The organism is Prochlorococcus marinus str. MIT 0919, from assembly GCF_027359375.1.
Classification (GTDB): domain Bacteria; phylum Cyanobacteriota; class Cyanobacteriia; order PCC-6307; family Cyanobiaceae; genus Prochlorococcus_D.
Genome location: NZ_CP114779.1, coordinates 102,006 through 125,179 on the forward strand (window position 1 = coordinate 102,006; position 23,174 = coordinate 125,179).

24 protein-coding genes are annotated in these 23,174 nt (G+C 37.8%); 11 read left to right on the plus strand and 13 right to left on the minus strand.

All coding sequences use genetic code 11. From position 1 onward, the window contains the following. The first annotated feature begins 58 nt into the window (after positions 1-58). The 3 genes from O5635_RS00790 to O5635_RS00800 all read left to right on the plus strand — a co-directional run bounded on the left by O5635_RS00790 (position 59) and on the right by O5635_RS00800 (position 5,397). Positions 59-289 (plus strand): DUF1816 domain-containing protein, encoded by a 231-nt coding sequence (locus O5635_RS00790; protein ID WP_036903363.1) that lies wholly within the window; start codon positions 59-61, stop codon positions 287-289. Positions 290-345: 56 nt separating this feature from the next. Then, positions 346-1,812, plus strand: a complete 1,467-nt coding sequence (gatA, locus tag O5635_RS00795; RefSeq protein WP_036903360.1) for an Asp-tRNA(Asn)/Glu-tRNA(Gln) amidotransferase subunit GatA — start codon at positions 346-348, stop codon at positions 1,810-1,812. A 69-nt stretch (positions 1,813-1,881) separates the two neighbouring features. After that, positions 1,882-5,397 carry a DNA polymerase III subunit alpha gene (locus tag O5635_RS00800; protein ID WP_036903356.1) on the plus strand — a complete coding sequence of 1,172 codons (3,516 nt, stop codon included), beginning with the start codon at positions 1,882-1,884 and terminating at the stop codon, positions 5,395-5,397. Here O5635_RS00800 and O5635_RS00805 read toward each other — a convergent pair whose 3' ends face one another. The 5 genes from O5635_RS00805 to O5635_RS00825 form a co-directional block, all read right to left on the minus strand. Continuing rightward, the gene (locus tag O5635_RS00805) at positions 5,398-5,826 is read right to left on the minus strand and encodes a PAM68 family protein (protein ID WP_036903353.1); all 429 of its coding nucleotides are present in this window, start codon (positions 5,824-5,826) and stop codon (positions 5,398-5,400) included. A 25-nt stretch (positions 5,827-5,851) separates the two neighbouring features. Next, positions 5,852-6,121, minus strand: a complete 270-nt coding sequence (gene rpsO, locus O5635_RS00810; protein ID WP_036903351.1) for a 30S ribosomal protein S15 — start codon at positions 6,119-6,121, stop codon at positions 5,852-5,854. A 66-nt stretch (positions 6,122-6,187) separates the two neighbouring features. Continuing rightward, positions 6,188-6,856, minus strand: coding sequence for a Holliday junction branch migration protein RuvA (gene ruvA / locus O5635_RS00815; RefSeq protein WP_052043073.1), 669 nt, complete (start codon positions 6,854-6,856; stop codon positions 6,188-6,190). A 31-nt stretch (positions 6,857-6,887) separates the two neighbouring features. Then, on the minus strand, positions 6,888-7,280 hold the full coding sequence (locus O5635_RS00820; protein WP_036903349.1) for a hypothetical protein: 393 nt from the start codon (positions 7,278-7,280) through the stop codon (positions 6,888-6,890). A gap of 14 nt (positions 7,281-7,294) precedes the next feature. After that, entirely contained in the window at positions 7,295-8,206 is a 912-nt protein-coding gene (locus O5635_RS00825; RefSeq protein ID WP_036903346.1) for a DMT family transporter, read from the minus strand. Between the two features lie 117 nt (positions 8,207-8,323). Between O5635_RS00825 and dnaG the strand changes: the two genes are divergently transcribed. Then, a complete protein-coding gene (gene dnaG / locus O5635_RS00830) occupies positions 8,324-10,381 on the plus strand; it encodes a DNA primase (RefSeq protein ID WP_036903343.1) in 2,058 nt (685 codons plus the stop codon). A gap of 32 nt (positions 10,382-10,413) precedes the next feature. On the opposite strand, the gene O5635_RS00835 is transcribed toward dnaG, so the two are convergent. The 5 genes from O5635_RS00835 to O5635_RS00855 form a co-directional block, all read right to left on the minus strand. Beyond that, complete coding sequence (locus tag O5635_RS00835; protein ID WP_036903781.1) at positions 10,414-10,878, minus strand: hypothetical protein; 465 nt, start codon at positions 10,876-10,878, stop codon at positions 10,414-10,416. 96 nt (positions 10,879-10,974) lie between these two features. Further along, a complete protein-coding gene (locus O5635_RS00840) occupies positions 10,975-12,243 on the minus strand; it encodes a Y-family DNA polymerase (protein ID WP_036903341.1) in 1,269 nt (422 codons plus the stop codon). Between the two features lie 3 nt (positions 12,244-12,246). Beyond that, a complete protein-coding gene (locus O5635_RS00845) occupies positions 12,247-12,699 on the minus strand; it encodes a LexA family protein (RefSeq protein ID WP_036903339.1) in 453 nt (150 codons plus the stop codon). 66 nt (positions 12,700-12,765) lie between these two features. Next, complete coding sequence (locus tag O5635_RS00850) at positions 12,766-13,203, minus strand: 23S rRNA (pseudouridine(1915)-N(3))-methyltransferase RlmH (protein ID WP_036903337.1); 438 nt, start codon at positions 13,201-13,203, stop codon at positions 12,766-12,768. 34 nt (positions 13,204-13,237) lie between these two features. Continuing rightward, entirely contained in the window at positions 13,238-13,597 is a 360-nt protein-coding gene (locus O5635_RS00855) for a hypothetical protein (RefSeq protein ID WP_036903335.1), read from the minus strand. A gap of 138 nt (positions 13,598-13,735) precedes the next feature. On the opposite strand from O5635_RS00855, the gene rsmA reads away from it, so the two are divergent. The 6 genes from rsmA (at position 13,736) to secF (ending at position 19,570) form a co-directional block, all read left to right on the plus strand. Further along, the gene (rsmA, locus tag O5635_RS00860) at positions 13,736-14,569 is read left to right on the plus strand and encodes a 16S rRNA (adenine(1518)-N(6)/adenine(1519)-N(6))-dimethyltransferase RsmA (protein WP_036903333.1); all 834 of its coding nucleotides are present in this window, start codon (positions 13,736-13,738) and stop codon (positions 14,567-14,569) included. 5 nt (positions 14,570-14,574) lie between these two features. Then, complete coding sequence (gene ispE, locus O5635_RS00865; protein WP_036903778.1) at positions 14,575-15,534, plus strand: 4-(cytidine 5'-diphospho)-2-C-methyl-D-erythritol kinase; 960 nt, start codon at positions 14,575-14,577, stop codon at positions 15,532-15,534. A 62-nt stretch (positions 15,535-15,596) separates the two neighbouring features. Beyond that, positions 15,597-15,905 (plus strand): DUF3082 domain-containing protein, encoded by a 309-nt coding sequence (locus O5635_RS00870; protein WP_052043121.1) that lies wholly within the window; start codon positions 15,597-15,599, stop codon positions 15,903-15,905. Positions 15,906-16,069: 164 nt separating this feature from the next. After that, positions 16,070-17,092, plus strand: a complete 1,023-nt coding sequence (locus O5635_RS00875) for a pyruvate dehydrogenase complex E1 component subunit beta (RefSeq protein ID WP_269607668.1) — start codon at positions 16,070-16,072, stop codon at positions 17,090-17,092. A 3-nt stretch (positions 17,093-17,095) separates the two neighbouring features. Further along, positions 17,096-18,580, plus strand: a complete 1,485-nt coding sequence (gene secD, locus O5635_RS00880) for a protein translocase subunit SecD (RefSeq protein ID WP_036903331.1) — start codon at positions 17,096-17,098, stop codon at positions 18,578-18,580. 9 nt (positions 18,581-18,589) lie between these two features. Beyond that, complete coding sequence (gene secF / locus O5635_RS00885; protein ID WP_036903329.1) at positions 18,590-19,570, plus strand: protein translocase subunit SecF; 981 nt, start codon at positions 18,590-18,592, stop codon at positions 19,568-19,570. 267 nt (positions 19,571-19,837) lie between these two features. Here the strand turns inward: secF and O5635_RS00890 are convergent, their stop codons facing one another. The 3 genes from O5635_RS00890 to mnmH are packed head-to-tail and all read right to left on the minus strand — an operon-like array spanning position 19,838 to position 22,369. After that, a complete protein-coding gene (locus O5635_RS00890; RefSeq protein ID WP_036903324.1) occupies positions 19,838-20,908 on the minus strand; it encodes an AI-2E family transporter in 1,071 nt (356 codons plus the stop codon). 5 nt (positions 20,909-20,913) lie between these two features. Next, on the minus strand, positions 20,914-21,267 hold the full coding sequence (psb28, locus tag O5635_RS00895) for a photosystem II reaction center protein Psb28 (RefSeq protein WP_036903321.1): 354 nt from the start codon (positions 21,265-21,267) through the stop codon (positions 20,914-20,916). Positions 21,268-21,325: 58 nt separating this feature from the next. After that, a complete protein-coding gene (gene mnmH, locus O5635_RS00900; protein ID WP_036903318.1) occupies positions 21,326-22,369 on the minus strand; it encodes a tRNA 2-selenouridine(34) synthase MnmH in 1,044 nt (347 codons plus the stop codon). Positions 22,370-22,408: 39 nt separating this feature from the next. On the opposite strand from mnmH, the gene O5635_RS00905 reads away from it, so the two are divergent. Next, the gene (locus O5635_RS00905; RefSeq protein WP_036903315.1) at positions 22,409-23,137 is read left to right on the plus strand and encodes a GUN4 domain-containing protein; all 729 of its coding nucleotides are present in this window, start codon (positions 22,409-22,411) and stop codon (positions 23,135-23,137) included. Positions 23,138-23,174: the final 37 nt, after the last annotated feature.

The window sequence follows — 23,174 nt, forward strand, 5'->3', positions numbered from 1 at the left end:
AAAACCTTCTTTTTTTATTACTTCACCATTAAAATAGTTGAAGATCATCAAAGTAGTTATGGGCCCAATCAGGGCGGTTCGAAATTTAGGTAACAGTTTAGGTCTGGCCTGGTGGGCTAGAGTTCAGACTAATGAACCTAATGTGACTTATTGGTTTGGACCTTTTTTAACTAAGCGAAGTCTTTCAAAGAAGCTTTTAGTTTTTGTGGACGACTTATCTGCAGAAGGCTCAGATTCAATTAGTCATACATTTATTCGTTGTCGGAAAGCAGAGCCTTTAACAAGTTAGGTTTTGGGACTCGCTCCTGATAGCGTCTTAATTAAATAACCAAATTCAAATCAATAATGTCTATCGCCGAATGGCGTCAGAAACTTCACCTCGGCGAGGTGTCTTCTCTGGAGCTAGTAAATGAACAACTCTCTCGAATAAAGAAAGTTGATCAAAAGCTTCATTCTTTTTTGCATGTTGACGAAGAGCGTGCGCAGAAGACTGCCAAAAAAATTGATGAAGCTCGTAGTTCTGGAAAGAGGTTGCCTCCTTTAGCAGGAGTCCCTATTGCTATCAAAGATAACCTTTGTACAAAAGGAATTACAACAACATGCTCCAGCAAAATGCTGGAGCAATTTGTTCCTCCTTATGAATCAACAGTTACAAAAAAACTTTGGGAAGCAGGAGCGGTACTAATTGGGAAAACAAATCTTGATGAATTTGCAATGGGAAGTTCTACAGAAACTTCCGCTTTCGGACCAACATTAAATCCATGGGATTCATCTCGTGTCCCAGGAGGTAGTTCTGGTGGCAGCGCAGCTGCTGTTGCTTCTGGACTTTGTATTGCTGCCTTAGGATCTGATACGGGGGGTTCGATTAGGCAACCAGCATCTTTTTGTGGAGTAGTGGGATTAAAGCCAACTTATGGACGTGTAAGTCGATGGGGGTTAGTTGCTTTTGCAAGCTCCTTGGATCAAGTTGGTCCATTTACTACTAATGTTTCTGATTCTGCTGAGATTTTGCAAGTTATCTCTGGTCATGATCCTTTGGACTCAACTTGCCTGAACGAATCTGTTCCTAATTATTCTGAACTTTTATCAAAACCTATTAAAGGATTGCGAATCGGAATAATTAAAGAATGCCTTGAGCAAAAAGGTATTGATCCTGAAATTAAAGAATCAGTTACTAAGGCAGCTACACAACTTCAATCTTTAGGGGCTGAATTGATAGAGGTCTCTTGCCCACGTTTTAATGATGGGATAGCAACTTATTACGTAATAGCCCCTTCAGAGGCTTCGGCCAATTTGGCAAGATATGACGGAGTTAAATATGGATATAGAGCAAATAGTGAAGATAATCTAGAAAAAATGACATCTTTGACGAGAGCAAATGGATTTGGTAGTGAGGTTCAACGGCGTATTTTGATAGGAACTTATGCATTATCTGCAGGGTACTTCGATGCTTATTACAAAAAAGCACAACAAGTGAGAACTCTTATCAGTAATGATTTTTCTAACTCTTTCAAAAAAGTAGATATACTTTTGACCCCTACATCTCCAACAACTGCTTTCAAGTCAGGTAGTCATAATGATGACCCTCTAGCAATGTATTTATCTGATCTACTGACGATTCCTGCGAATTTAGCTGGTCTTCCTGCGATTTCTTTGCCCTGCGGTTTTGATAGCTCTGGATTGCCTATTGGGCTGCAATTAATTGGCAATGTCCTTGGGGAACAACGTTTGCTTCAGGTTGCTTATCAATATGAACAAACAGCTGACATCATGAGCAGCTGCCCAGAAGGGGAATTAATACCAACAAAATAAGATCACCATATATAGTGTTTTCTTTCAGTAAGTACACTTTATATTGCGTCTGGCAATAGAATTGTGGCTATGGGATTCGTACCTTTACATAATCACAGTGATTACAGTCTGCTTGATGGAGCAAGTCAGTTGCCATCTATGGTTGAGAGAGCAAAGGAGCTTGGATTTCCAGCACTTGCGCTAACTGATCATGGAGTTATGTATGGGGCAATTGAGCTTTTGAAGTTATGTAAGAAAGCAGGCATCAAGCCTATTATTGGCAATGAAATGTATATTATTAATGGCTCAATTGAAGACCCTCAGCAAAAAAAAGAGAAAAGATATCACCTAGTTGTTCTTGCAAAGAATGATGTTGGTTATAAGAATTTAGTTAAATTAACAACTATAAGTCATTTAAAAGGGATGAGAGGTCGAGGGATTTTCTCAAGAGCATGCATTGATAAGGGTCTATTAAAAACTTATTCAGAAGGTTTAATAGTTTCAACAGCATGTCTTGGTGGAGAAATACCTCAAGCTATTTTGCGAGGTAGATACGATACTGCAGTCGATGTTGCTAAATGGTATAAAGATGTTTTTGATGATGACTTTTATTTAGAAATTCAAGATCATGGCTCAGTAGAAGATCGGATAGTAAATGTAGGTATTTGTCGCATAGCAAAAGAGCTTGATATTAAATTAGTAGCTACTAATGATGCACATTACCTCACCAAAGATGATGTAGAAGCTCATGACGCATTGTTATGTGTTCTTACCGGAAAACTGATTAGTGATGAAAAGCGGTTGAGATATACCGGGACAGAATATTTAAAATCAGAAGAAGAGATGAATAAACTCTTTTTAGATCATTTAGACCCAAAACTAATACATGAAGCAATAAATAATACAGAGAAAGTTGCTTGTAAGGTCGAAGAATATAATGTATTAGGGACTTATAAAATGCCACAGTTCCCTGTGCCAGAGGAAACTAGTTCGATTGATTATTTGAAAAAAGTTTCATTAGATGGCTTAAAAGAAAGACTTGATATAAGTAAAGTAGATTTAATAGATAAAGAATATTTAAATAGATTAAATTCAGAGATAAAGATTATAGATCAGATGGGTTTTCCAACTTATTTTTTGGTTGTATGGGATTATATTCGTTTTGCCAGAAATAATGGAATACCTGTAGGCCCTGGAAGAGGATCTGCTGCAGGTTCTTTAGTCGCTTACTCTTTGGGTATTACTAATATCGACCCAGTAAGTAATGGACTTTTGTTTGAAAGATTTCTAAATCCTGAAAGAAAATCTATGCCTGATATAGATACTGACTTTTGTATTGAAAGAAGGGGTGAAGTAATTGATTATGTGACTAGGCGTTATGGAGAGGATAAGGTAGCTCAAATTATAACTTTTAATAGGATGACCTCTAAGGCTGTACTTAAAGATGTCGCCAGAGTTATGGATATACCTTATGGAGATGCTGATAGGTTGGCAAAGTTAATACCTGTGGTAAGAGGTAAGCCAGCAAAGCTTTCTGAAATGATAGGGAAGGATACACCTAATACTGATTTCAGAGATAAATATCAAAAAGATCCTTTAATTAAAAAATGGTTAGATATGGCTATCAGGATTGAGGGTACAAATAAAACATTTGGGGTTCATGCTGCAGGTGTTGTAATTGCCTCTGACCCTTTGGACAGTTTAGTCCCTCTTCAGAGAAATAATGATGGTCAAATAATTACCCAATATTTCATGGAAGACATTGAATCTTTAGGCTTACTTAAGATGGATTTTCTTGGCCTTAAAAACTTAACGATGATAGAAAAAGCTGTAGGTCTCGTGGAAGATTCTGTTGGTGAAAAAATTCATATAAATAATTTAAGCATGGATGATGATAAAACTTTTGAACTTTTATCTAGGGGTGATTTGGAGGGTGTTTTTCAGCTTGAATCAAGTGGAATGCGCCAAATAGTAAAAGACTTAAGACCATCTTCTTTAGAAGATATATCTTCAATACTTGCCCTTTATAGGCCAGGCCCTTTGGATGCAGGGCTTATTCCTAAATTTATCAATCGAAAACATGGGAAGGAAAAAGTTGATTTCCCTCATTCTTCATTAGCTCCAATCCTCAGCGAGACTTACGGGATAATGCTTTATCAAGAGCAAATAATGAAAATTGCTCAAGACCTTGCTGGATATTCATTAGGTCAAGCAGATCTTTTAAGAAGAGCAATGGGTAAAAAAAAGGTTGAGGAAATGCAAAAACATAGATCATTTTTCTTGGAAGGTTCTAAGAAAAATGGAATTGATTCCAAAATCGCTAATGATTTATTTGATCAAATGGTTCTTTTTGCTGAGTATTGCTTTAACAAAAGTCACTCAACTGCATATGGAGCTGTTACTTATCAAACTGCATACTTGAAGGCGCATTACCCAGTTGCTTACATGGCAGCTCTATTAACTGTTAATTCAGGTTCGAGCGATAAAGTTCAGCGCTATATCTCTAATTGCAATTCAATGGGAATTGAGATAATGCCTCCAGATGTGAATTCTTCAGGAATTGATTTTACTCCTAAAGAAAACACTATTCTTTTTGGCCTTTCAGCGGTTAGGAATCTCGGTGATGGAGTAATTCGTAAATTGATCAAGTCTCGGGAAGAAGATGGACCATTTGATTCGTTGGCAGATATATGTGATCGAATCCCTTCTAATACTTTGAACAGACGGGGGTTGGAGGCATTGATACATTCTGGTGCACTTGACTCATTTGATGAGGAGTCAAATAGAGCCCAGCTAATGGCTAACCTCGATTTGACGATCGATTGGGCTGCATCTCGAGCTCGTGACCGTATTAGTGGGCAAGGGAATTTATTTAATATGAGTTCTAATGCTTCTCAAGATTCAACTGCTGAGATGATTTACTCTCCTCCTCAAGCTCCTTCTGTTGATGATTACTCTCCAATAGAAAAATTGAGATTAGAGAAAGAATTGATAGGCTTTTACCTTTCTGATCATCCCTTGAAGCAGCTTTCTTCCCCAGCAAAGTTGATAGCACCAATAAGTCTAGGAGCATTGGACGAACAAATTGATAAATCAAAGGTGAGTGTTATTGCAATGATTAATGAGATAAGGGTCGTTACCACCAGGAAAGGTGACAGGATGGCCATACTGCAAATTGAAGATTTGACCGGTTCTTGCGAGGCTGTGGTTTTCCCGAAAAGTTATCAAAGGCTTTTAGATCACTTGGTTTCTGAAGCAAGATTGTTGGTTTGGGCTTCCGTAGATCGAAGAGATGAAAATGTCCAGCTTATAGTTGATGATTGTCGTTCAATAGATGAAATGAAATTTGTTTTGGTAGATTTATTGCCTGAACATATAGCCGATATTAGCTATCAATATCGACTTAGAGAATGTCTATATAGCCATCGTCCTTCAAAAGATGAGTTAGGAGTAAGAGTACCAGTTGTTGCAGTTATTAGAGATGGAGACCATCCTAAATATGTACGTCTAGGACATCAGTTTTGTGTTAAAGATGCTGATGCAGCTGTTGAATCTTTGCAACGCATTTCCTTTCAGGCAAGCTGTAGCGCGAGCCTAGTTAAATAGTTAGCTTTGATTTTTTGGACTTACAGCTCTAAAAGCTGTTCGCATTCTTCCAATATTCGGACGTATATTCTCTAATCCTAAAAGGCTTCCTGGAGACTCCTCCCAACTTGCAGAAAGTATGCCATAGCTCAAGCCTAAAAGGCCAACAAAAAAGCATAGGGCTGAACTGGTCAGAGTAATAGCTGGTGGGACATCTGCAATTCCTTTAACAATAAGAAGATAACTTCCTATGAATACACCCATCCCAGATAAAGTTGGCAAGCCCGTTGTAAATGCAATCCTTCTAGCCATCCTATTTGCAACTACTTTCGGTATAAATGAATCTCGCTTCTTTTTAGAGCCAAGGTTTTTAGATCTAATTTGCGTTTTGTTTTCAAAAGTAATCTGCTTTTGAGGCCCTTTCTCTGATGCTTTAAAATTGTTAGTCATTTAATTAAGCCTTAAAACTTAAAAATTAACCTCTAATTTTTAATTTTGTTATTAGATCATTATAGCGCTTATCACTTTTCCCTCGAACATAGTTAAGTAATCTCTTCCTTTGCCCAATCATTTTTAAAAGTCCTTGCCTAGAAGAGAAGTCATGAATATTTTTTTGAAGATGATTGCTTAGTTTCGAAATCCTCTCGCTTAGCATTGCGACTTGAACTTCTGCAGAACCAGTATCGGTTCCATGGGTTTGATGCTTGTTGATTAGTTCCTGCTTCTCTTTAGTATTTAGCGTCATTGTTGAATTGCTTTTAAACTGTAGGAATGTTTGAAGAGTCCTTAATCTAACTCCTAATGTCGCTTTCTATCCAGTTTGTTGGTTTAGTTTTGTGAGAGTTTTTTTAAAAAGGCTATCAAAATCAAGCTTTTGAGTACTGACAGCATTATTGCCTTTGGGGTATGTCTCTGTGCAATGTTCTATGGAAACTGCTTTTAAAGCATCTAAAATTTCAGGATCAGAAAATCCGAGGTTCTCAAGAGTACTTTTCACCTCATTTGATAAATCTTTGGGAAGTTCATTGATTGAGAGGGGTGGAGTTGGAAAATTTGCTTTTAATTCGAAGTCAGATAGCTTACTTTCTAGCTCTAAAACCAGTCTTTGGGCTGTTCGATTGCCTATCCCCGAAGATCGAGTTAGCTTTTTAATATCTTGACTGATAATGGTATGTAATAGTTGTTCGAAGTCATTATCTTCTAGAAGTACCATCCCCGTCTGAGGCCCTACTCCATTAACGCTTATTAATTTTCTAAATAAGTCTCTCTCTTGTTGTTGGTTAAATCCAAACAAGTTCGAACCATCTTCTTTCACAATTTCATGAATCCAAAGAGTTATTTCTTTGCAACTCTTTATCGTTAGAAGACCCCTTTTAGTAAGTTGGACTTCATAGCCAACTCCATTGCAAGCTAATACCAGCCCAGATCGTGTCCCATAGTGCCAGTTTTGTATTACGTCACCTTTAAGCCAGCTGATCATTAGATAAATAGATTTTATTAATTAGCTAGTGTTAGCCTCCATCCATTTGGCAACCAATCATTGCGCCTGCCGCTCCCCCAGCCGGAACAGCCCACCATCTATCTTTACCTCTAGTGCCTGACATTGTTAACCCTGCACCAAGCAAGCCACCAATAAGAGAACCCTGACTGCAGTCATTATTGTCTACGTTTGACGGAACTGCCTCCCTAACAGTCTTATTAGCCCCTCTTGAGCTGCAAGGCACTTCAACAGTTTCGGTCCAGCTTTCAACATAGCCAGGAGATTCTGCAGTCCCAGGGAAATATTCCTCCCTATATTCTTCTTTTGTACAAGTCCTTGATCTTGCATATCCTCTTTGGGATTCATTGGCAAGAACTGGTGAGAAGAGCCCTAAGGAAAAAATAAAAGCAAATAAAATCTTCATATCTTTTTAGGGGATTATTTTGATCCTATTACTAAATCTAGATCTGCTCTAGCAGATACGCTAATTAATGTTGCTCCAAATACACATATTGCTCCAGATAAAAGGTATCTGTTTAAGGGCTCTGCAAAAATTAGTACTCCCCAGATGGCGGCAAATATCACTTGTGTGTAATTGATCGAGCTAGCATGTGCTGCCGGAAGCAGACGTAATCCATCAGTGATACATTGTTGCCCAATTTGAGTAAAAAGACCTATGCCGAGAAGCCATATCCATTCTCCCTCGGTTGGTAAAACACCTTCTGCTAATAAAATTGGTAGGCAAATTGGTGCCGAAATAAGTGGGAAATAATGAACGATAACTAAAGGATGTTCCCTCTCGGATAACTTCCTAACGCATACATAAGCGAAAGCAGTCAGTATTGCGCCGATTAAAGCAATTCCAAGTGCGAAAATAGGCATCCCTAAATTTAGTGAGTTATTTTTAAGAGGTTGTGCGACAAGGGTTATCCCTATCCATCCAAGTATTAGTGCAATAAGGATTCTTTTTCTTATAGATTCTTTTAGAAAAATCTTTGCAGCAATTGCTGTAAAAGTTGGATAACTGTATTGAATTACTGTTGCTGTAGCAATAGGTAAGGAAAATAGGGCTTTGAAAATGCAAAACAACGCTCCTGTTCCTGCTAAACCTCTTATAAGTAATAACTTTTTATTTGAACCCCAAGGATTAACTCCTTGCTTCTTCAGTAGAAACCTTGTAATAGCAAGGCTTATAACAGACCTTATGAAGATTAGCTCTGCGACTGGTAGTCTTCCTCCAATCTTTTTTACGCATACAGTCATCAGACTAAATGCCAATGCACTAATGATTAATGATTGAAATGCCTGAACTTCTTGATTCTGATGGTTACCCCATAATGGCAAGAGCATATTTTGCTTTGATTTGGAATTGAAAAATCGAGAATGGAAAGATCACATGGTTCACTTTTCTTTAGAACTTAGAACTAATTAGTAGACCAAAACCTGTATGACCTTCAAAATAATCTAATGGTAAACCCTCGTATTCATCCACATACAATTGAAGCTGTAAAAGATAGAGCAGACATCGTTGATGTTGTAGGGGAACATATTGTTTTAAAGAAAAAAGGAAAGGAATATATCGGAATCTGTCCATTTCACGATGACAGTAAACCTTCTATGACTGTTTCTCCAGCAAAGCAATTTTATTATTGCTTTTCTTGTGGGGCAGGCGGAAATGCCATCAAGTTCTTGATGGAGTTGCAAAGAGAGAGTTTTGTAGATGTTGTTTTAGGCCTGGCTAGAAAATACCAACTACCTGTAGAAACTTTAGAAGGCCCTCAGCAAGAACGTCTTCGTCAAAAGCTATCTCGTAGGGATAATCTTTATAAAATTCTTGATCTGGCCAAAGGGTGGTTCCAATCTCAGTTGTTCTCTAATGAAGGTAAGCAGGCTCTTGATTATTTAGTTAAAAAGCGAAAGTTCAATCAGAGTACAATTGGTGAATTTGAATTGGGCTTTGCTCCTAACTCTTGGGATGGCCTTTTAAAGCATCTTTCGCATGTAGAAAGTATTTCTCAAAATCTATTGGAAGAGGCTGGTTTGCTTATTGCGCGCAAGTCTGGAGAAGGCTTTTATGATCGATTTCGGAATCGTCTTATGATTCCTATTAAGGATCGGCAAGGTAGGGTTATTGGCTTTGGAGGGAGAACACTTGATGGCTCAGATCCAAAATATTTAAATTCTCCTGAGACTGAACTCTTTGAGAAAGGTAGCCACCTTTTTGCTTTAGATAAGGCGGTCAACTCAATCAGAAAAATCGATAAAGCTGTTGTTGTAGAAGGATATTTTGATGCAATAGCTCTCCACGCTGCCGGAATTGCTAATTCAGTTGCTTCACTAGGAACTGCTCTTAGCAATAAGCAAATCACGCAGTTATGTCGTTGTAGTGATAGTAAGAGGATAATTCTTAACTTTGACTCTGATGGAGCAGGAGTTCGTGCTGCTAATCGAGCAATAGGAGAGGTTGAGCATTTGGCAATGCAGGGGCAATTAGAACTTCGAGTTTTACATTTGCCTTCAGGTAAGGACCCTGATGAGTACCTTCAAGAACATTCCCCCGCTGATTACAAAGCTCTTTTAGAGAAGTCTCCACTTTGGATTGATTGGCAAATTGATCAGGTTTTTATAGGCAATGATCTCTCTAAGGCTGATCAATTTCAACGCGTAGTGAGTGGCTTGGTTCAACTATTAGGTAAATTGCCTCAGTCAGCTGTACGTACACATTATCTCCAAAAAGTAGCTGAGCGATTAAGCGGGGGACAAGCTCGTATTGCCTTGCAGTTGGAAGATGACCTTCGCAGGCAGGTCAAGGGACAACGTTGGCACGGTCAATCTTCGCGACTCGATAAACCTGGTGATGCAAGCCTCAGGGAACGTAATGAAGCTGAAATTATACAGCTTTATCTCCATTGCCCTATTCATAGATCTACTATTCGTCGAGAATTAAGGCAAAGAGAATTAGAGGATTTTGCCCTTCAACATCATCGCTTGCTGTGGTCAACCATTAGTGAACTTGAAGAGAACAATATAGGAGCTTCACTTTTGGAGTCTATTTGTAGAGGTGACTCTCTAGGAGAGGAGCTTTCTCAGATAGAACTTCCTAGACTTCTGTTAGATCAATTTGCTTTTGAAAATAATAGTATTCTTTCTTCTAGGCTTATGCCCTTACTAGAACTTGGAGAACTGCAAAAGGCCGCAATATCTAAGCCTATCTTGCAACTTCGTGGGATTCTCGCAGTTTTGGAACGGCAAAAGTCTCTTAGACGTTGCCGTCACCTGATAGAAGCTTGGAGTGGTCAGCGGCTTGAAACCCTTGAGACGTGTATAGCTTCATTGCTTGAGCAAGAAAAAAATAATCCTAATGAGTCATGTGAGATGGAATTACGTATTGATAAAATGTTTGACGAGTTAAATATTGATGCTATTAATTTTCAGAAACTTTATTACAGTGAACGCAAGCACCTTGTTTATTTAGATAAGCAACGGTGTGCAATTTCTAATGATCAAGAGACGCGTTTAGCATGAATTTGATGCTTAGTATAGGGAAACTTTCTTTATTAGAAACAGTATTTTTTTAAGACATTTATAACACTTCTAGGTTGATCTTCTATTAAATATGCTTCGTATTCTTTCTCTTTTTCTCCTGTTAGTTTTACTGAGCCACGATAGGCTTCAATTTTTTGTTGACTAATTTTTGCATTACTTTTAAGTCCTAGGTTTAGCGGTTCTCCTTTATTACACTCCTGAGCTATATGGACTGACTCATGCCTTAAGGCCCTTCTTATCATTAAGCCTGTTTTGAAATTGTCGTTATTAGGCATATTTCTTGAAAACTGATAACCACCATATTTCATTGCATTTTTTGTACATATGACAATCTTTCGCTGCCTTTTCTTTAAGAATCCAAAAAATTTATCTCCCAATAGACACAGAGGGCTATTTTCTTCTACTGAATAGTTTGCTTTATAGATTAGTTCTAGAATTTCTTTCTCATGGTGATTTAAGAATACAAGGAATTCCATTTGATATACCCTGCCTCTAAGTTTTAAGAGGTTTTCAAAGAACAAATAATATTATAATCGGTCCTCTTTTTTAACCAACTACGCTTTTGCCTGGATTTATGCATTGACAATAGGGATGTCTTTTAGTCGTGTGGTTGCTGCTGGACTTAAGTTCTGGCGTCGCATTTCCCAATGTCTGCTTACTCCGCATGCAGCCCATTGAATAGTACCGTTTCCATAGAGTTGATTTAAATGGTCTATTACGCTCATCAATCGTTCTCGTTGTAAATACTTTTGGGGCTTCTGCTGTTTCAGAAGATGTAGCTGTAGATGATCGTTCCTTGTCAGGTTTTGCATGATAACCCCTGCTTTTATAAGTTTGTGATATGGGCAAAAGATACGTTCTACCAAGTCTAAAGAAACTCTTAGCAGTACGGCCGTATCATTGCTGTGAAGATATAGCTGTCTTGTGGCAGATTGACTATAAAAGTTTTTTGTATAATTGCTTGTGCGTGTGAATACTGTTATAGAGCCAGCATATTGGTTTTGCTTTCTTAATTTCTCACCTGCTCGTACAACGTATGTTGCTATTGCTTGACGCAATTCTTCTATCTTTGTTATAGGCTTGCTAAAGCTTCTACTTACACAAGTCTCTTGCTTGGCACTTGGGTAAACCGATAAAGGCACGCAGGTATACCCTTGCAATTCTTTTTGTAGACGTATCCCTACAACTCCACACTTTGCTTTTAGCTCACTACTTGGCATGTCCCGTAGTTGTCTGGCATTATGAATACCTTTAATGCGACACCAGTGAGCTAGTTTTTTCCCAATACCCCATACATCTTCTATTGCAATGCTTTCAAAAAACGCTTCTTTGTTGCTTGCATTCTCTAGATCAAATATTCCCGCATAATTCGTTATTGTTTTTGCTAAGTGGTTGGCGAGTTTTGCTTGCCCTTTGTTTATGCCAATGCCAATTGAGATCGGGAGCCCTAGGCTTTGATATATGTTTGCTCGTAGTTGCCTTGCCCAAGGGAAAAGGTTTTTATTGGGAGGACGGTTGATTTCTCCAAAAGCTTCGTCAATTGAATAGACCTCGATTTCTTCACAGTGAATTTTAAGAAGAGTCATTAGCCTTTGGCTCATGTCACCATACAAGGCATAATTTGAACTTCGTACTGCAACGTCAAGTCTTTCTAACGTTGCACGTATTTTGAAATACGGTTGTCCCATAAGGACTCCAAGTTGTCGAGCTTTGGCATTGCGGGCTATAACGCATCCATCATTGTTGGATAAAATCACTAAAGGACGTTCAACTAAAGACGGATCGAAAACTTGTTCACAAGCTGCGTAAAAGTTATTAGCATCGATTAGTACGATTGCCATAAATTAAAATGACTTGGCAATCCGGCTTAGCTTATGAATTGCATATATGGCTACGCCCCAAATATGAACATTGTCGTAATTATTGAGATTGATTGATGGATAATTAGGGTTTTCTGCTTCTAGATAGAGAGTTTCCTTTTGAAAAACTAGTTTCTTTAGAGTAAAAGCCCCATCTAACATGGCCACTACAACACACCCTGGCTGAGGATTTATGCTTCGGTCTACAACTAAAAGATCTCCGCTTTCAATCCCAGCATTAATCATGGAATCTCCCTTCACTTTAAGAAAAAAGGTGCTAGAAGGATTGCGGATCAAGTGCTCATTGAGATCAATCCCGTTGTCAATGTAGTCTTCCGCAGGCGATGGGAAGCCTGCTGCTACGTACTCATTAGCCAAAGGGAGGGATGCTTTCTTTAAGCGATCCTTTAAACGGATTGGCAATTGAGAAGCCTCCACGACTCGACTCTACGTATGGTACAAATATACTATACATAGAATTGAGTCATGAAAGCATAAGCTTCTTTAATGTCTGTGATATGGCCCCCCTTGGATTATTGTGCTCGCTCGATAGAGTTGCTCTAAAAGTAAAAGACGGGCTATCTCGTGCGGGAAGGTCAGCATTGATAAGCTTATTTTGTAGTCAGCCATAGCTTTAATTTCAGGGCTAAGTCCATTGGCTCCACCAATGATAAAAACGATCCGTTGTGAAGCTATATTTTCTAGATGTTCTGAAAAAGCAATAGAAGTTAATTTCTCACCATCTTCTGCGAGGGCTATTAGTATCTCTCCATCCTTAATCGAAGTTTTAATTGCTAGAGTTTCTTTCTTTGTATCCCCATCGCGTAATTCTGTAACTGTTAATCCAGGCAGCCTTTTGAGGTAAATATTGATTCCATTTTTAATCCAAAGCTTTTTTATTTTTCCTATAGCAATAACTCTATAGCGGGATGGATTAAGCAAAATTATTTAGTTTGGTGTGATGTTATTAATAGCCTTAGTCTTCTTCTTCTTCAAGTAATAGCTTTTTGAATGGTACGTAGAGATCTTCTAGTTGTCTGCTTTCATTGAAGTTGATTAGTTTTTTAGACTTGCTTTCACGTGAATTCGTGTCAGCTAGAAACTTGGTTTCAAGTTCTTTTAGTCGAGATATAAGATGTTGAGGGACTTCCCCGTTGGGACTTGCTTTTATAAGTTCTTTAAAAAGCTCTTGGGGGTTCTCTTCTGTTTCAATTCTGTGGAGTTGTAGATTAGAGGTATCTTTTTTCTTGGGCACTTTTTCAGGCGCGGGAAGCTTCTCTGGAAGTTGTCGACGTAACTCTTGAAGCCGTTCGATGTTTTGTGGGTCAAGACTCATGTATTCAAGCTGTTTTACCAGAAACAGGCATCAATTAACTTACGCTCATATTGTGATGGGTACAAGCTCTTGTTCTTTTATTAATACCCATAGATTTGTTAATTTGTGATGGGTTTATAAGATAAGGAAAACAAAAACATGGTTTTTGTAGGGCATAGACCTCGGAAACGTTTTGGCCAGCATTGGTTGGAGGATGTAGCTGTCTTAAAACAGATAGTACAAGCAGCAGATATAAGTGAAAATGATCGAGTTTTGGAAATAGGGCCTGGGAGAGGTGCTTTGACTGAAAAGTTGTTAAATTCAAAGGCGTCTTTAATTCATGCAATTGAATTAGATATTGATTTAGTTGAAGGCTTGAAGAAACGCTTTTCTGATGAATCGCGTTTTAGTTTGGAGGTAGGTGATGTGTTAACAGCTTCATTGGCGCCCCCTAGTGGGATGAATGTTAACAAGGTGGTAGCTAATATTCCTTACAATATAACTTCTCCACTCCTTTATAGATTGGTTGGGAGATTAGGCGTTTTCCCAGAGATAAACTATCAAAGATTAGTATTGCTTTTGCAGAAAGAAGTTGCTGAAAGAATTCTTGCGAAACCCGGTCAAAGTTCTTTTAGTGCAATGAGTGTAAGGATTCAATTGATGGCCAAAACTTATAGTATTTGTGATGTTCCTCCAAAATGTTTTAAACCGGCTCCAAAAGTGCATTCAAAGGTAGTTGTTATAAAGCCTTTTTCTAGAGAAGAAAGATTGGGGCTTGATTTAGAAAAAAGAGTTGAGTCTTTGCTGAAAATGGCTTTTTTAGCAAGACGTAAGAAGTTGAGAAATACTCTGGGAAATATTAAGCCTCTTGATGATTTAGAGATCCTGTTAGGACAATTGGGGATTAGTCTGGATCAAAGGCCTCAGGAATTGTCTCCAATGAACTGGGTAGATTTAGCAAGAGGCATTGAAAGCTTTGGGAACAGCTTTTGAAGCATTTGATTATGAACAGTACCTCTTTATCTCTAGATAGCTCATTAACAGTTTTTGCCTCTGCAAAGATCAATTTGCATTTAGAAGTTTTAGGCCTACGTAAAGATGGCTTTCATGAATTGGCAATGGTGATGCAAAGTATTGATTTGGAAGATCAGATTGAAATATCCGAGGTAAATAATGGTCAGATAAAACTTGTATGTAATGACAAAGATTTAAGTGTGGGTGATGATAACTTAATTGTGAAAGCAGCAAAGTTGATAAAAAGACGTTCCGGGCTGGAAAATTTAGGTGCGTTGATACATTTAACAAAAAATATTCCTATTGGAGCAGGCTTGGCGGGGGGCTCGAGTGACGCGGCAGCAGCATTGGTGGGGCTTAACAAGTTTTGGAAATTAAAATTTTCAGAAGGTCAATTAGAGGAAATGGCATCAGACCTTGGTTCTGATGTGCCTTTTTGTATATCAGGGGGAACTCAACTTTGTTTTGGAAGGGGTGAACGTTTAGAGCCGATAAATGTCTCAAGCTCAAAGATGGGATTAGTACTTATTAAAGATCCATCTGTCTCAGTATCAACGCCTTGGGCTTATGCAAGATATAGGGAAATTAATGGCAAAAATTACTTGAGTAATGAAGTTGATTTTGAAAAGAAACGTAAACAGCTTAGAGAAGTCTCTTGGTTGAGAGAATTGGGTAAATATGATCCTCCACCATTAATGAATGACCTTCAAACAGTTGTTCAACCAGTGACTCCGGCAGTTGAGCAAGCTTTGAGCTTTCTTGTCTCTTTAAACGGTAATCTCGCAGTAGCAATGAGTGGCTCAGGGTCTGGTTGCTTTGGACTTTTCCCTGACTTTGACAGCGCTAAAGAAGCTTTTGATAGTAATCGCAAAGGTCTTCAAAAATGTGGATTACAAGGTTGGTGTTGCAGGCTTAGCTCAAAAGGAATAAGACTTAGTAAGTGAGTGTAAAAAACAAACCCAATTTGCCTCTAGAAAACAAAGGGGAGTCGGAATTAAAGGACTCCTTGAGCAAAAATGATGCAGAAGCGAAGAAAGCATTGAAAAAGGGACCTTTAAGTTTCTTGTCAGGTGCTTTAACTAGCCTTCTTTTGGCGTGGGTTGCATTGTTGCTAAGTGAAAAGCTTGTAATTTATTTCACAATTCACGCTCCAAATTATTCTTCTCCAATAGCTCAAAGTATTGGTTCTGGCTTTAAAACATTAGTTATAGGAATGTCTTTTTTGGCGACTTTTAGCTTTGGTTTCATAGGTTTAGGATTGGTAATTGTATTTATTCGAAGTTTGTTTGATGTCAAGGGAGTTGAAGGTGATTAGTTTTTAAGTAATAAAATATTGAGCTGTTTTCTTAAAGGAGGACTCAGATGACACTTCATGACCTTGGATTATTAGTTCTTTTGCTAAGCCCTGGCATGCTGCTTTCTGTCTTGATTCTTTCTACATTTGCTGCAGGCGGTTAATTTGGCACAGTTTGTTATAGCTTGGATAAATTAGCGGGATTGGTTTGGATTGTGAAAACTGTCGAAGGTACACTTCTTTTTAATGCTCTTCGCGAGGCCATTGATGAGGAGATGGCAAGAGACCCTCATGTATGTGTGATGGGCGAAGACGTAGGGCAATATGGAGGGTCTTATAAAGTCACCAAAGATTTGTATGAGAAATATGGAGAACTAAGAGTATTAGATACTCCAATTGCAGAAAATAGCTTTACAGGTATGGCAGTAGGAGCAGCTATGACAGGTCTGCGGCCAATAGTTGAAGGCATGAATATGGGGTTTCTTCTTCTGGCTTTCAATCAGATCTCTAACAATATGGGGATGTTGCGTTACACAAGCGGAGGTAATTACACAATCCCTACAGTTGTGCGAGGCCCTGGAGGTGTTGGGAGGCAATTAGGCGCTGAACATAGTCAAAGACTTGAAGCTTATTTTCATGCAGTTCCTGGTATCAAGATAGTGGCTTGCAGCACCCCTACCAATGCTAAAGGTCTAATGAAAGCCGCCATTAGAGATAACAATCCCGTCTTATTCTTTGAGCATGTGCTTCTTTATAATTTGAGCGAGGAAATCCCTGGAGGGGATTATGTTTGTGCTTTGGATCAGGCAGATATTGTAAAGGAAGGGAAGGATCTAACTATATTGACTTATTCACGAATGAGACACCATTGCTTAAAAGCTCTGCCTCAATTAGCAGAAAAAGGTATCGATGCAGAATTAATTGATCTAATAAGTCTTAAGCCTTTTGACTTGAAAACAATATGTAATTCTATTAGGAAAACAAACAAAGTGATAATTGTTGAAGAGTGTATGAAAACAGGGGGAATAGGAGCTGAATTAATAGCTCTAATTAACGAAAACTGTTTTGATGATTTGGATGCTCGTCCTATTAGGTTGTCGAGTCAGGACATCCCAACCCCATATAATGGTCAATTAGAGAATTTAACAATTATTCAGCCTCATCAAATTGTTGAAACTGCAGAACAGATTATGAATAAAGGGCTTTAATTTATGGCTCGTCAACAAGGTTGGTTCGCTCTTATTCTTGCGTTAGTAATAGCTGCTAGTTCAGTTTGTTTTAGTCAGCCATTTCAACTTGGACTAGATCTTCGTGGAGGTAGTCAACTAACTCTTGAGATTCAACCAACGAAAGACATTACGGAGATACAGCCTGAGCAAGTCGAAGCTGTTAAATCAGTATTAGACAGAAGAGTTAATGGATTAGGTGTATCAGAATCAACTCTTCAAACTATTGGAACAAATCAACTGATTTTAGAACTCCCTGGTGAGCAGGACCCTTCTAAAGCATCAAGAGTTTTAGGTAAAACAGCACTTCTTGAATTCCGGGCTCAGAAGAAAGGAACAAAAGATGAAATTAAAGAACTTCAGAGCCTTCGCTCTTTACTAATCAGAGTTAGTAACTCTGATTCAAGCCCTGATGGAAGCAAAGGAATTGAAAAAAATGATGAACTTGTAAAGAAGCAGCTTGAATTGCTTAACAACTCTCTAAGCATCAAAGACAGGGCTGGAAGCAATGCTGAGCAGATTAAAATAATAAAGAGGGCATTAAATCAAAAAATCTTAGAACTCTTTGAGCCTGCTGAGTTGACTGGGAAAGATCTAATCAGTGCTGGGAGACGTCAAGAGCAGAATCTCTCTACTTGGGAGGTAACATTAACTTTTAACCAAGAAGGCGGAAATAAATTTGCAGAATTGACAAAGTCAATCGCAGGGACGGATCAATTACTAGGGATTATTCTTGATGGAGAATCAATTAGCGAAGCAAGTGTTGGAGAGCAATTTAATGTTGCAGGAATTACTGGTGGTTCGGCAACTATAAGTGGAAATTTTACTGCAGATTCGGCTAGGGAATTAGAGGTCCAGTTAAGGGGCGGCTCATTGCCATTACCAGTGGAAATTGTTCAGGTACGAACTATAGGGCCTACGCTTGGTGCCGAGAACATTAATAGAAGTTTGATAGCTGCAATGACAGGCTTGTTTTTGGTGGCCGTCTTTATGATTATTTTTTATAGGGTGCCTGGTTTTGTGGCAGTTATAGCGTTAAGCTTTTATGCCATTTTTAATATATCTTTATATGCTCTCATCCCTGTGACTTTAACTCTCCCAGGGGTCGCAGGATTTATTCTTAGTATTGGCATGGCTGTGGATGCAAATGTTTTAATTTTTGAAAGAGTTAAAGATGAGCTTCGTAGAGGGAATACATTAATTCGTTCTATTGAGACAGGTTTCTCACAGGCCTTTTCTTCGATTATTGATGGCCATATAACTACTTTAATTAGCTGTATAGCACTTTTTTATTTAGGAACTGGCTTTGTAAAGGGCTTTTCGGCAACTCTAGGTATTGGAGTAGTTATAAGCTTGTTTACAGCCCTTTCATGTACTCGGGTGTTATTACGCTTCCTTATGAGTTATAAAACCTTGAGACGTACGTCTAATTTCTTGCCTGGGCATCAAATCCCATCCTCACTCCAATAAGTTGCAACTGTGACTTCTTCTTCACCTGATAGAGCTAAATTATCTTTCCCAGTAAGTCGTTATCGATCCAGAATATGGCTAGTTTCAGCACTTGCAGTGATAATTAGTTGCGTTGGTCTAATAAGTTCTTGGCTTAATCCCTCAATAAGGTATCCATTGCGTCCGGGATTGGATTTTACAGGAGGCACACAAATTAAGCTTGAGCGGCAATGCTTGGATAAATGTACACCATTGAAAATATCTGCTATTTCAAAGGAATTACAAGAAAAGACATTGCCAGAAGAAATATCAACTTCTATACCAAATATCTCAACTGCAAGAGTGCAATTTTTGGACGGCTATAAGTCAATTGTAATAAGATTGCCTTTTCTCTCTCCAACTCAAGCAGAGCAAATTGTTGACATACTTATCCCTATCGCAGGACCATTTGAGCCTGGGGGAAAAGCCATTGATACTATTGGCCCTACATTAGGCACTCAATTGCTTAAGAGTAGCTTTATATCTTTAATTGTGGCTTTTACTGGAATCGCATTATATATAGGCTATAGATTTGATAGGACCTTTGCATTTCTAGCTCTTATAGCTTTAATGCATGACTTGTTAATTGTGTGTGGTATCTTCTCTTGGTTGGGAATTTTTCTAAATCTTGAAGTTAATAGTTTATTTGCTGTTGCTTTGCTTACAATTTCGGGTTATTCAGTGAATGATACCGTTGTTGTTTTTGACAGAATACGAGAAATAAATTCATCTCAGGATACATTAAAAATTAACCAGAAGGTTGACTTGGCAGTTAGTGCAACATTGGCTCGGACCTTGTATACAAGCTGTACAACACTTTTACCTTTAAGTGCCTTGATATTTTTTGGAGGTGATACTTTGTTTTGGTTTTCTATAGCCTTGGCTCTTGGAGTAGTCATTGGAAGTTGGTCTAGTATAGCTTTAGCACCTTCATTGCTAACTCTTAGATCGAATATAAAAATTAAAGAATAATTGTCTTAATGAGATCCGATCGTAAAAGAACGTTAGCTTTTAATATTAAACATCTCTGGTTCCCAGTTTTTTTGATACTGCTTGCATTTTGGGAGTTGCGTATAGACATAAGACTAATATTTGATCACTTCACGTTCATGGCTTTAACCTTTGCCATTAAGAATCATCCTCTTGCGAGTACAATACTTATCTTTAGCCCATCATTAATTAAAGAGTATTATAAATCGTTTAAGAATTAATTATTTTATTAATGCTATACATTATAAGTTAGGTTTCTAATTTTGCTCTATCTAAAATGTCATTTATAAATATCTCTTTAACTAGTATTTTTATAACAACTGCCAAGGGAAGTGATAGCAATAAACCTATTGGGCCAAAAATAATTGTAAATATAAATTGAGCAGTTAAAGTAAGGCCCGGTAATAGATTTACTTTGTGCTGCATTACTGAAGGTGTTATTATATAACTTTCTAAATTCTGAATAACTATATAAGCACCTAGGATTGCTATAGCTTTCCATGGCGCATCAGTTAAGGCGACAGACATTGGGAAAATAGTGCTAAGTGTTGGCCCTATATTTGGGATTATGTTTAATATTCCTGCTAGTAATGCATTGGCTACTACTAGTTTTATGCCAAGAATGTAGAGGAAAATTCCAGCGAGTAAGGCAACAAATGATGAGCTTATTATTACACCTATCATCCAATTGCTAAGAGCATTGCCGCATTCCTTCATTATAAACCTTGCTCTATGCTTATAGAATGAAGGAACTAAAGATATGCATACTTCCTTATATGCATCAGGTTGAATTGCAATCATTAAACTTATTGAGATAACAAAGACTATCTGGACAGCACCTACTCCTAAATTACCTGCTATATTTAAAAGTCTTTTTAGGCTATCTGTAATACCGTTTGCTAGTGAAACGCCATCTGGTAATGAATTAAACTCATTAAGAATAAAGTTTTCTTTTATAATATTCTTTGCGTTGTTACCGTATATAAACTCTAGTAGTTTGCTAATATTTTCTACACTTATTTCCCATAAAGCTTTAGCAGCAGATGGAAGTTGAATTATTAACTGTTGAAATTCATCTGTGAACTGAGGTATTACAATTACCATTGAGATTGAAAATATTAAAATTAAGCTTGAGACGGCAATAAAAAATGAGATTATTCTAGGTAGCTTTGACATAGACTGTATCTTGCCTATAAAAGTACATAAAGATATTGAAAGTACTACACCAGCAAAAAGTATTATAAATACATTTCTAAGGCTCCAAATTATTAAAGTTGAAGTTACTAGTGCAAAGAGTGATAACCAGTTAGAAAATTTCAATTTATTTATTTTTCTGAATAACCCAAACCATTATTTTCTGCATAACGTTTTGCAAATCTCATAAACCTTTGAAAATCTGCCTCTGTTTTCCATGTATATGTAGATTCGATAGCATTAGGCTCACCATTTAAAAATCGTGCTTTTATTTCCCTTGTTTTGAGTTCACCTTCTTCATCAAGCATTGTCATTCCAGTTATATCGCCAACAGATTCTTCAGATAATGCTTTTGGCTTTTCAAATATAAAAATTGCTTGCCCCGTTTTTCCATCTTTACTCCTAGTTAGACGAATCTCAGGAACCACTTCCTCGTTAACGCCTTTGTAGAATTGAATGACAGGATTGATTTTTGATTGGCTCATGAATCCCACTAGTTAAATCTCATATTAATGAAAAAAAATTATTTGTGGAAATTTAGTATTAATAGACATGACCACCTTTTATAAGTTTTTCAGCTCCTAATTCATAACTCAATCCCGACAAGTCTATTGTTTCTACTCTCTTGGCTTTATTTAACTCATATTCATAGCACTTGTCATAATAATCCAACATTGCCACGCATGCTTCTCTCCAGTCTTCATCTTTTATTGCGTCTATAGCCTTTTTAGTTCTCTGTGGACCCAACCGTTTACTTATTCTCATTGTTGCAAACTCAAGTTGTTTTTTTGAGTGCTGACTGTATTGGCTTACTAGTATTTTGATCCGCTCTTCTTTGCTTCTACTTATTTCAACTACGTCTGCAGACTTCATTTGATTGAATAAACCATTGGGAATCCTGCATTTACCTAAGCTTGCACTTTCTGCTTCAAGCCAAATCCTTTGGTAGTTATTACTTGTAAAAAGTTGAAGCTTTTCAGCTAATAAATTTTCAAATTGCTCTGAGCTTGGTTGTGATGGCAGCCCTAGAGAACCAAAACTACTTCCTTTATGATTCGCTAGGCCTTCTAGATCTATGACGGAAATGCCTTTCTCTTGCAAAGCTAATAGAAGAGATGTTTTACCTGTACCTGTTTTCCCTCCTAGTAATTTTATTGGCCACTCTTTTTCAAATTCTTCTAACACCCATTTTCGATAGACTTTATACCCACCGTTTAACAGTATTGGATTAAGTTCCAAGACATTTGCAAGCCAGCCCACACTTAAAGACCGAAGTCCTCCTCGCCAACAATATATTTTGAGGAATGTGCCTGCAGAGCTTTGGAATTTATGCTTTAAAAAATCTTTTAATTTAGAAAGTTTAGGTTTAATGATTTTTAATCCTAAGATAATTGCCTGTTCACGGCCTTTTTTCTTGTAAAAGGTACCTACTAACGCCCTTTCATTGTTATTGAACAATGGAATATTCGTTGCTCCTGGTAAATGCCCTTGCTGAAACTCTTTTGGACTGCGAATATCAATCAATGGACCTTCTTTGTTACGGAAAGTCTTTAGACAATATGAGGGGGGGGGACCAATGCCTGACATAGTGGGCCAAAGCTGATTTAAGGAAACAGGTTGCGAGCCATGCCTTCAGATTCCTCTGATTCAACCAATATGACTATTCAAGAGCTTCTTGAGAGATTCTCGAGCGGTTCTTCGAGACAGAAACGTCGACTTATTCAATTGGTCGAGGAAAGGTCTGATGATTTTGTTGCAATGGGGTCAGATTTATTGCAAAACTTTGATGATGAAAGTGATGACTGGTGCGCAGGTTGGATTTTACAGGTTTGTCAAAGACATCAACCTCTTTTAATTTCTAAATTGATTAGTTCAAATTCAAAGGGCTGGTTTAAGACAGTTTCAGCTAGAAGTATTGATTATTCAATATTGCAGCAGTCTCTTTTAGAAGAACGTTTTGAAGATGCAGATAGGATTACTAGTGCACTTTTAAGAGAGTTGGCAGGCGACGATGCAGTCGAGCGAGGATATGTTTACTTTAGTGAGGTTAAATCAATTCCAGATGCTGATTTAGTTACCCTTGACAGGCTCTGGATTGCCTATTCACAAGGAAGATTTGGCTTTACAGTTCAAGCAAGAATTCTTGATTCATTAAAGGGTAGATACGACATGCTTTGGCCAAAGATTGGTTGGAAAAAAGATGGTGTTTGGACAAGGTACCCGAAAGCCTTTAATTGGTCGATTAGTGCCCCTGAAGGACATATGCCTCTAGTCAATCAATTGAGAGGTGTTCGTCTAATGGATGAATTACTTAACCATCCTGGATTAAACTCTCGAAGAAAAATAAAGCCTTAACGCCCGAAAAAAGTTAAATTAATAGCGGTGGTTCCTT

Excerpts from the sequence above, each read along its gene's own strand:
- gatA (WP_036903360.1), top strand. The coding sequence starts at position 346 with ATGTCTATCGCCGAATGGCGTCAGAAACTTCACCTCGGCGAGGTGTCT.
- O5635_RS00855 (WP_036903335.1), bottom strand. The coding sequence starts at position 13,597 with ATGAGTCTTGACCCACAAAACATCGAACGGCTTCAAGAGTTACGTCGA.
- psb28 (WP_036903321.1), bottom strand. The coding sequence starts at position 21,267 with ATGAGCCAATCAAAAATCAATCCTGTCATTCAATTCTACAAAGGCGTT.
- dnaG (WP_036903343.1), top strand. The coding sequence starts at position 8,324 with ATGGTAAACCCTCGTATTCATCCACATACAATTGAAGCTGTAAAAGAT.
- rpsO (WP_036903351.1), bottom strand. The coding sequence starts at position 6,121 with ATGACGCTAAATACTAAAGAGAAGCAGGAACTAATCAACAAGCATCAA.
- O5635_RS00820 (WP_036903349.1), bottom strand. The coding sequence starts at position 7,280 with ATGAAGATTTTATTTGCTTTTATTTTTTCCTTAGGGCTCTTCTCACCA.
- mnmH (WP_036903318.1), bottom strand. The coding sequence starts at position 22,369 with ATGTCAGGCATTGGTCCCCCCCCCTCATATTGTCTAAAGACTTTCCGT.
- O5635_RS00825 (WP_036903346.1), bottom strand. The coding sequence starts at position 8,206 with ATGCTCTTGCCATTATGGGGTAACCATCAGAATCAAGAAGTTCAGGCA.
- O5635_RS00800 (WP_036903356.1), top strand. The coding sequence starts at position 1,882 with ATGGGATTCGTACCTTTACATAATCACAGTGATTACAGTCTGCTTGAT.
- O5635_RS00905 (WP_036903315.1), top strand. The coding sequence starts at position 22,409 with ATGCCTTCAGATTCCTCTGATTCAACCAATATGACTATTCAAGAGCTT.
- O5635_RS00790 (WP_036903363.1), top strand. The coding sequence starts at position 59 with ATGGGCCCAATCAGGGCGGTTCGAAATTTAGGTAACAGTTTAGGTCTG.
- secD (WP_036903331.1), top strand. The coding sequence starts at position 17,096 with ATGGCTCGTCAACAAGGTTGGTTCGCTCTTATTCTTGCGTTAGTAATA.
- O5635_RS00835 (WP_036903781.1), bottom strand. The coding sequence starts at position 10,878 with ATGGAATTCCTTGTATTCTTAAATCACCATGAGAAAGAAATTCTAGAA.
- ruvA (WP_052043073.1), bottom strand. The coding sequence starts at position 6,856 with ATGATCAGCTGGCTTAAAGGTGACGTAATACAAAACTGGCACTATGGG.
- rsmA (WP_036903333.1), top strand. The coding sequence starts at position 13,736 with ATGGTTTTTGTAGGGCATAGACCTCGGAAACGTTTTGGCCAGCATTGG.
- O5635_RS00805 (WP_036903353.1), bottom strand. The coding sequence starts at position 5,826 with ATGACTAACAATTTTAAAGCATCAGAGAAAGGGCCTCAAAAGCAGATT.
- O5635_RS00840 (WP_036903341.1), bottom strand. The coding sequence starts at position 12,243 with ATGGCAATCGTACTAATCGATGCTAATAACTTTTACGCAGCTTGTGAA.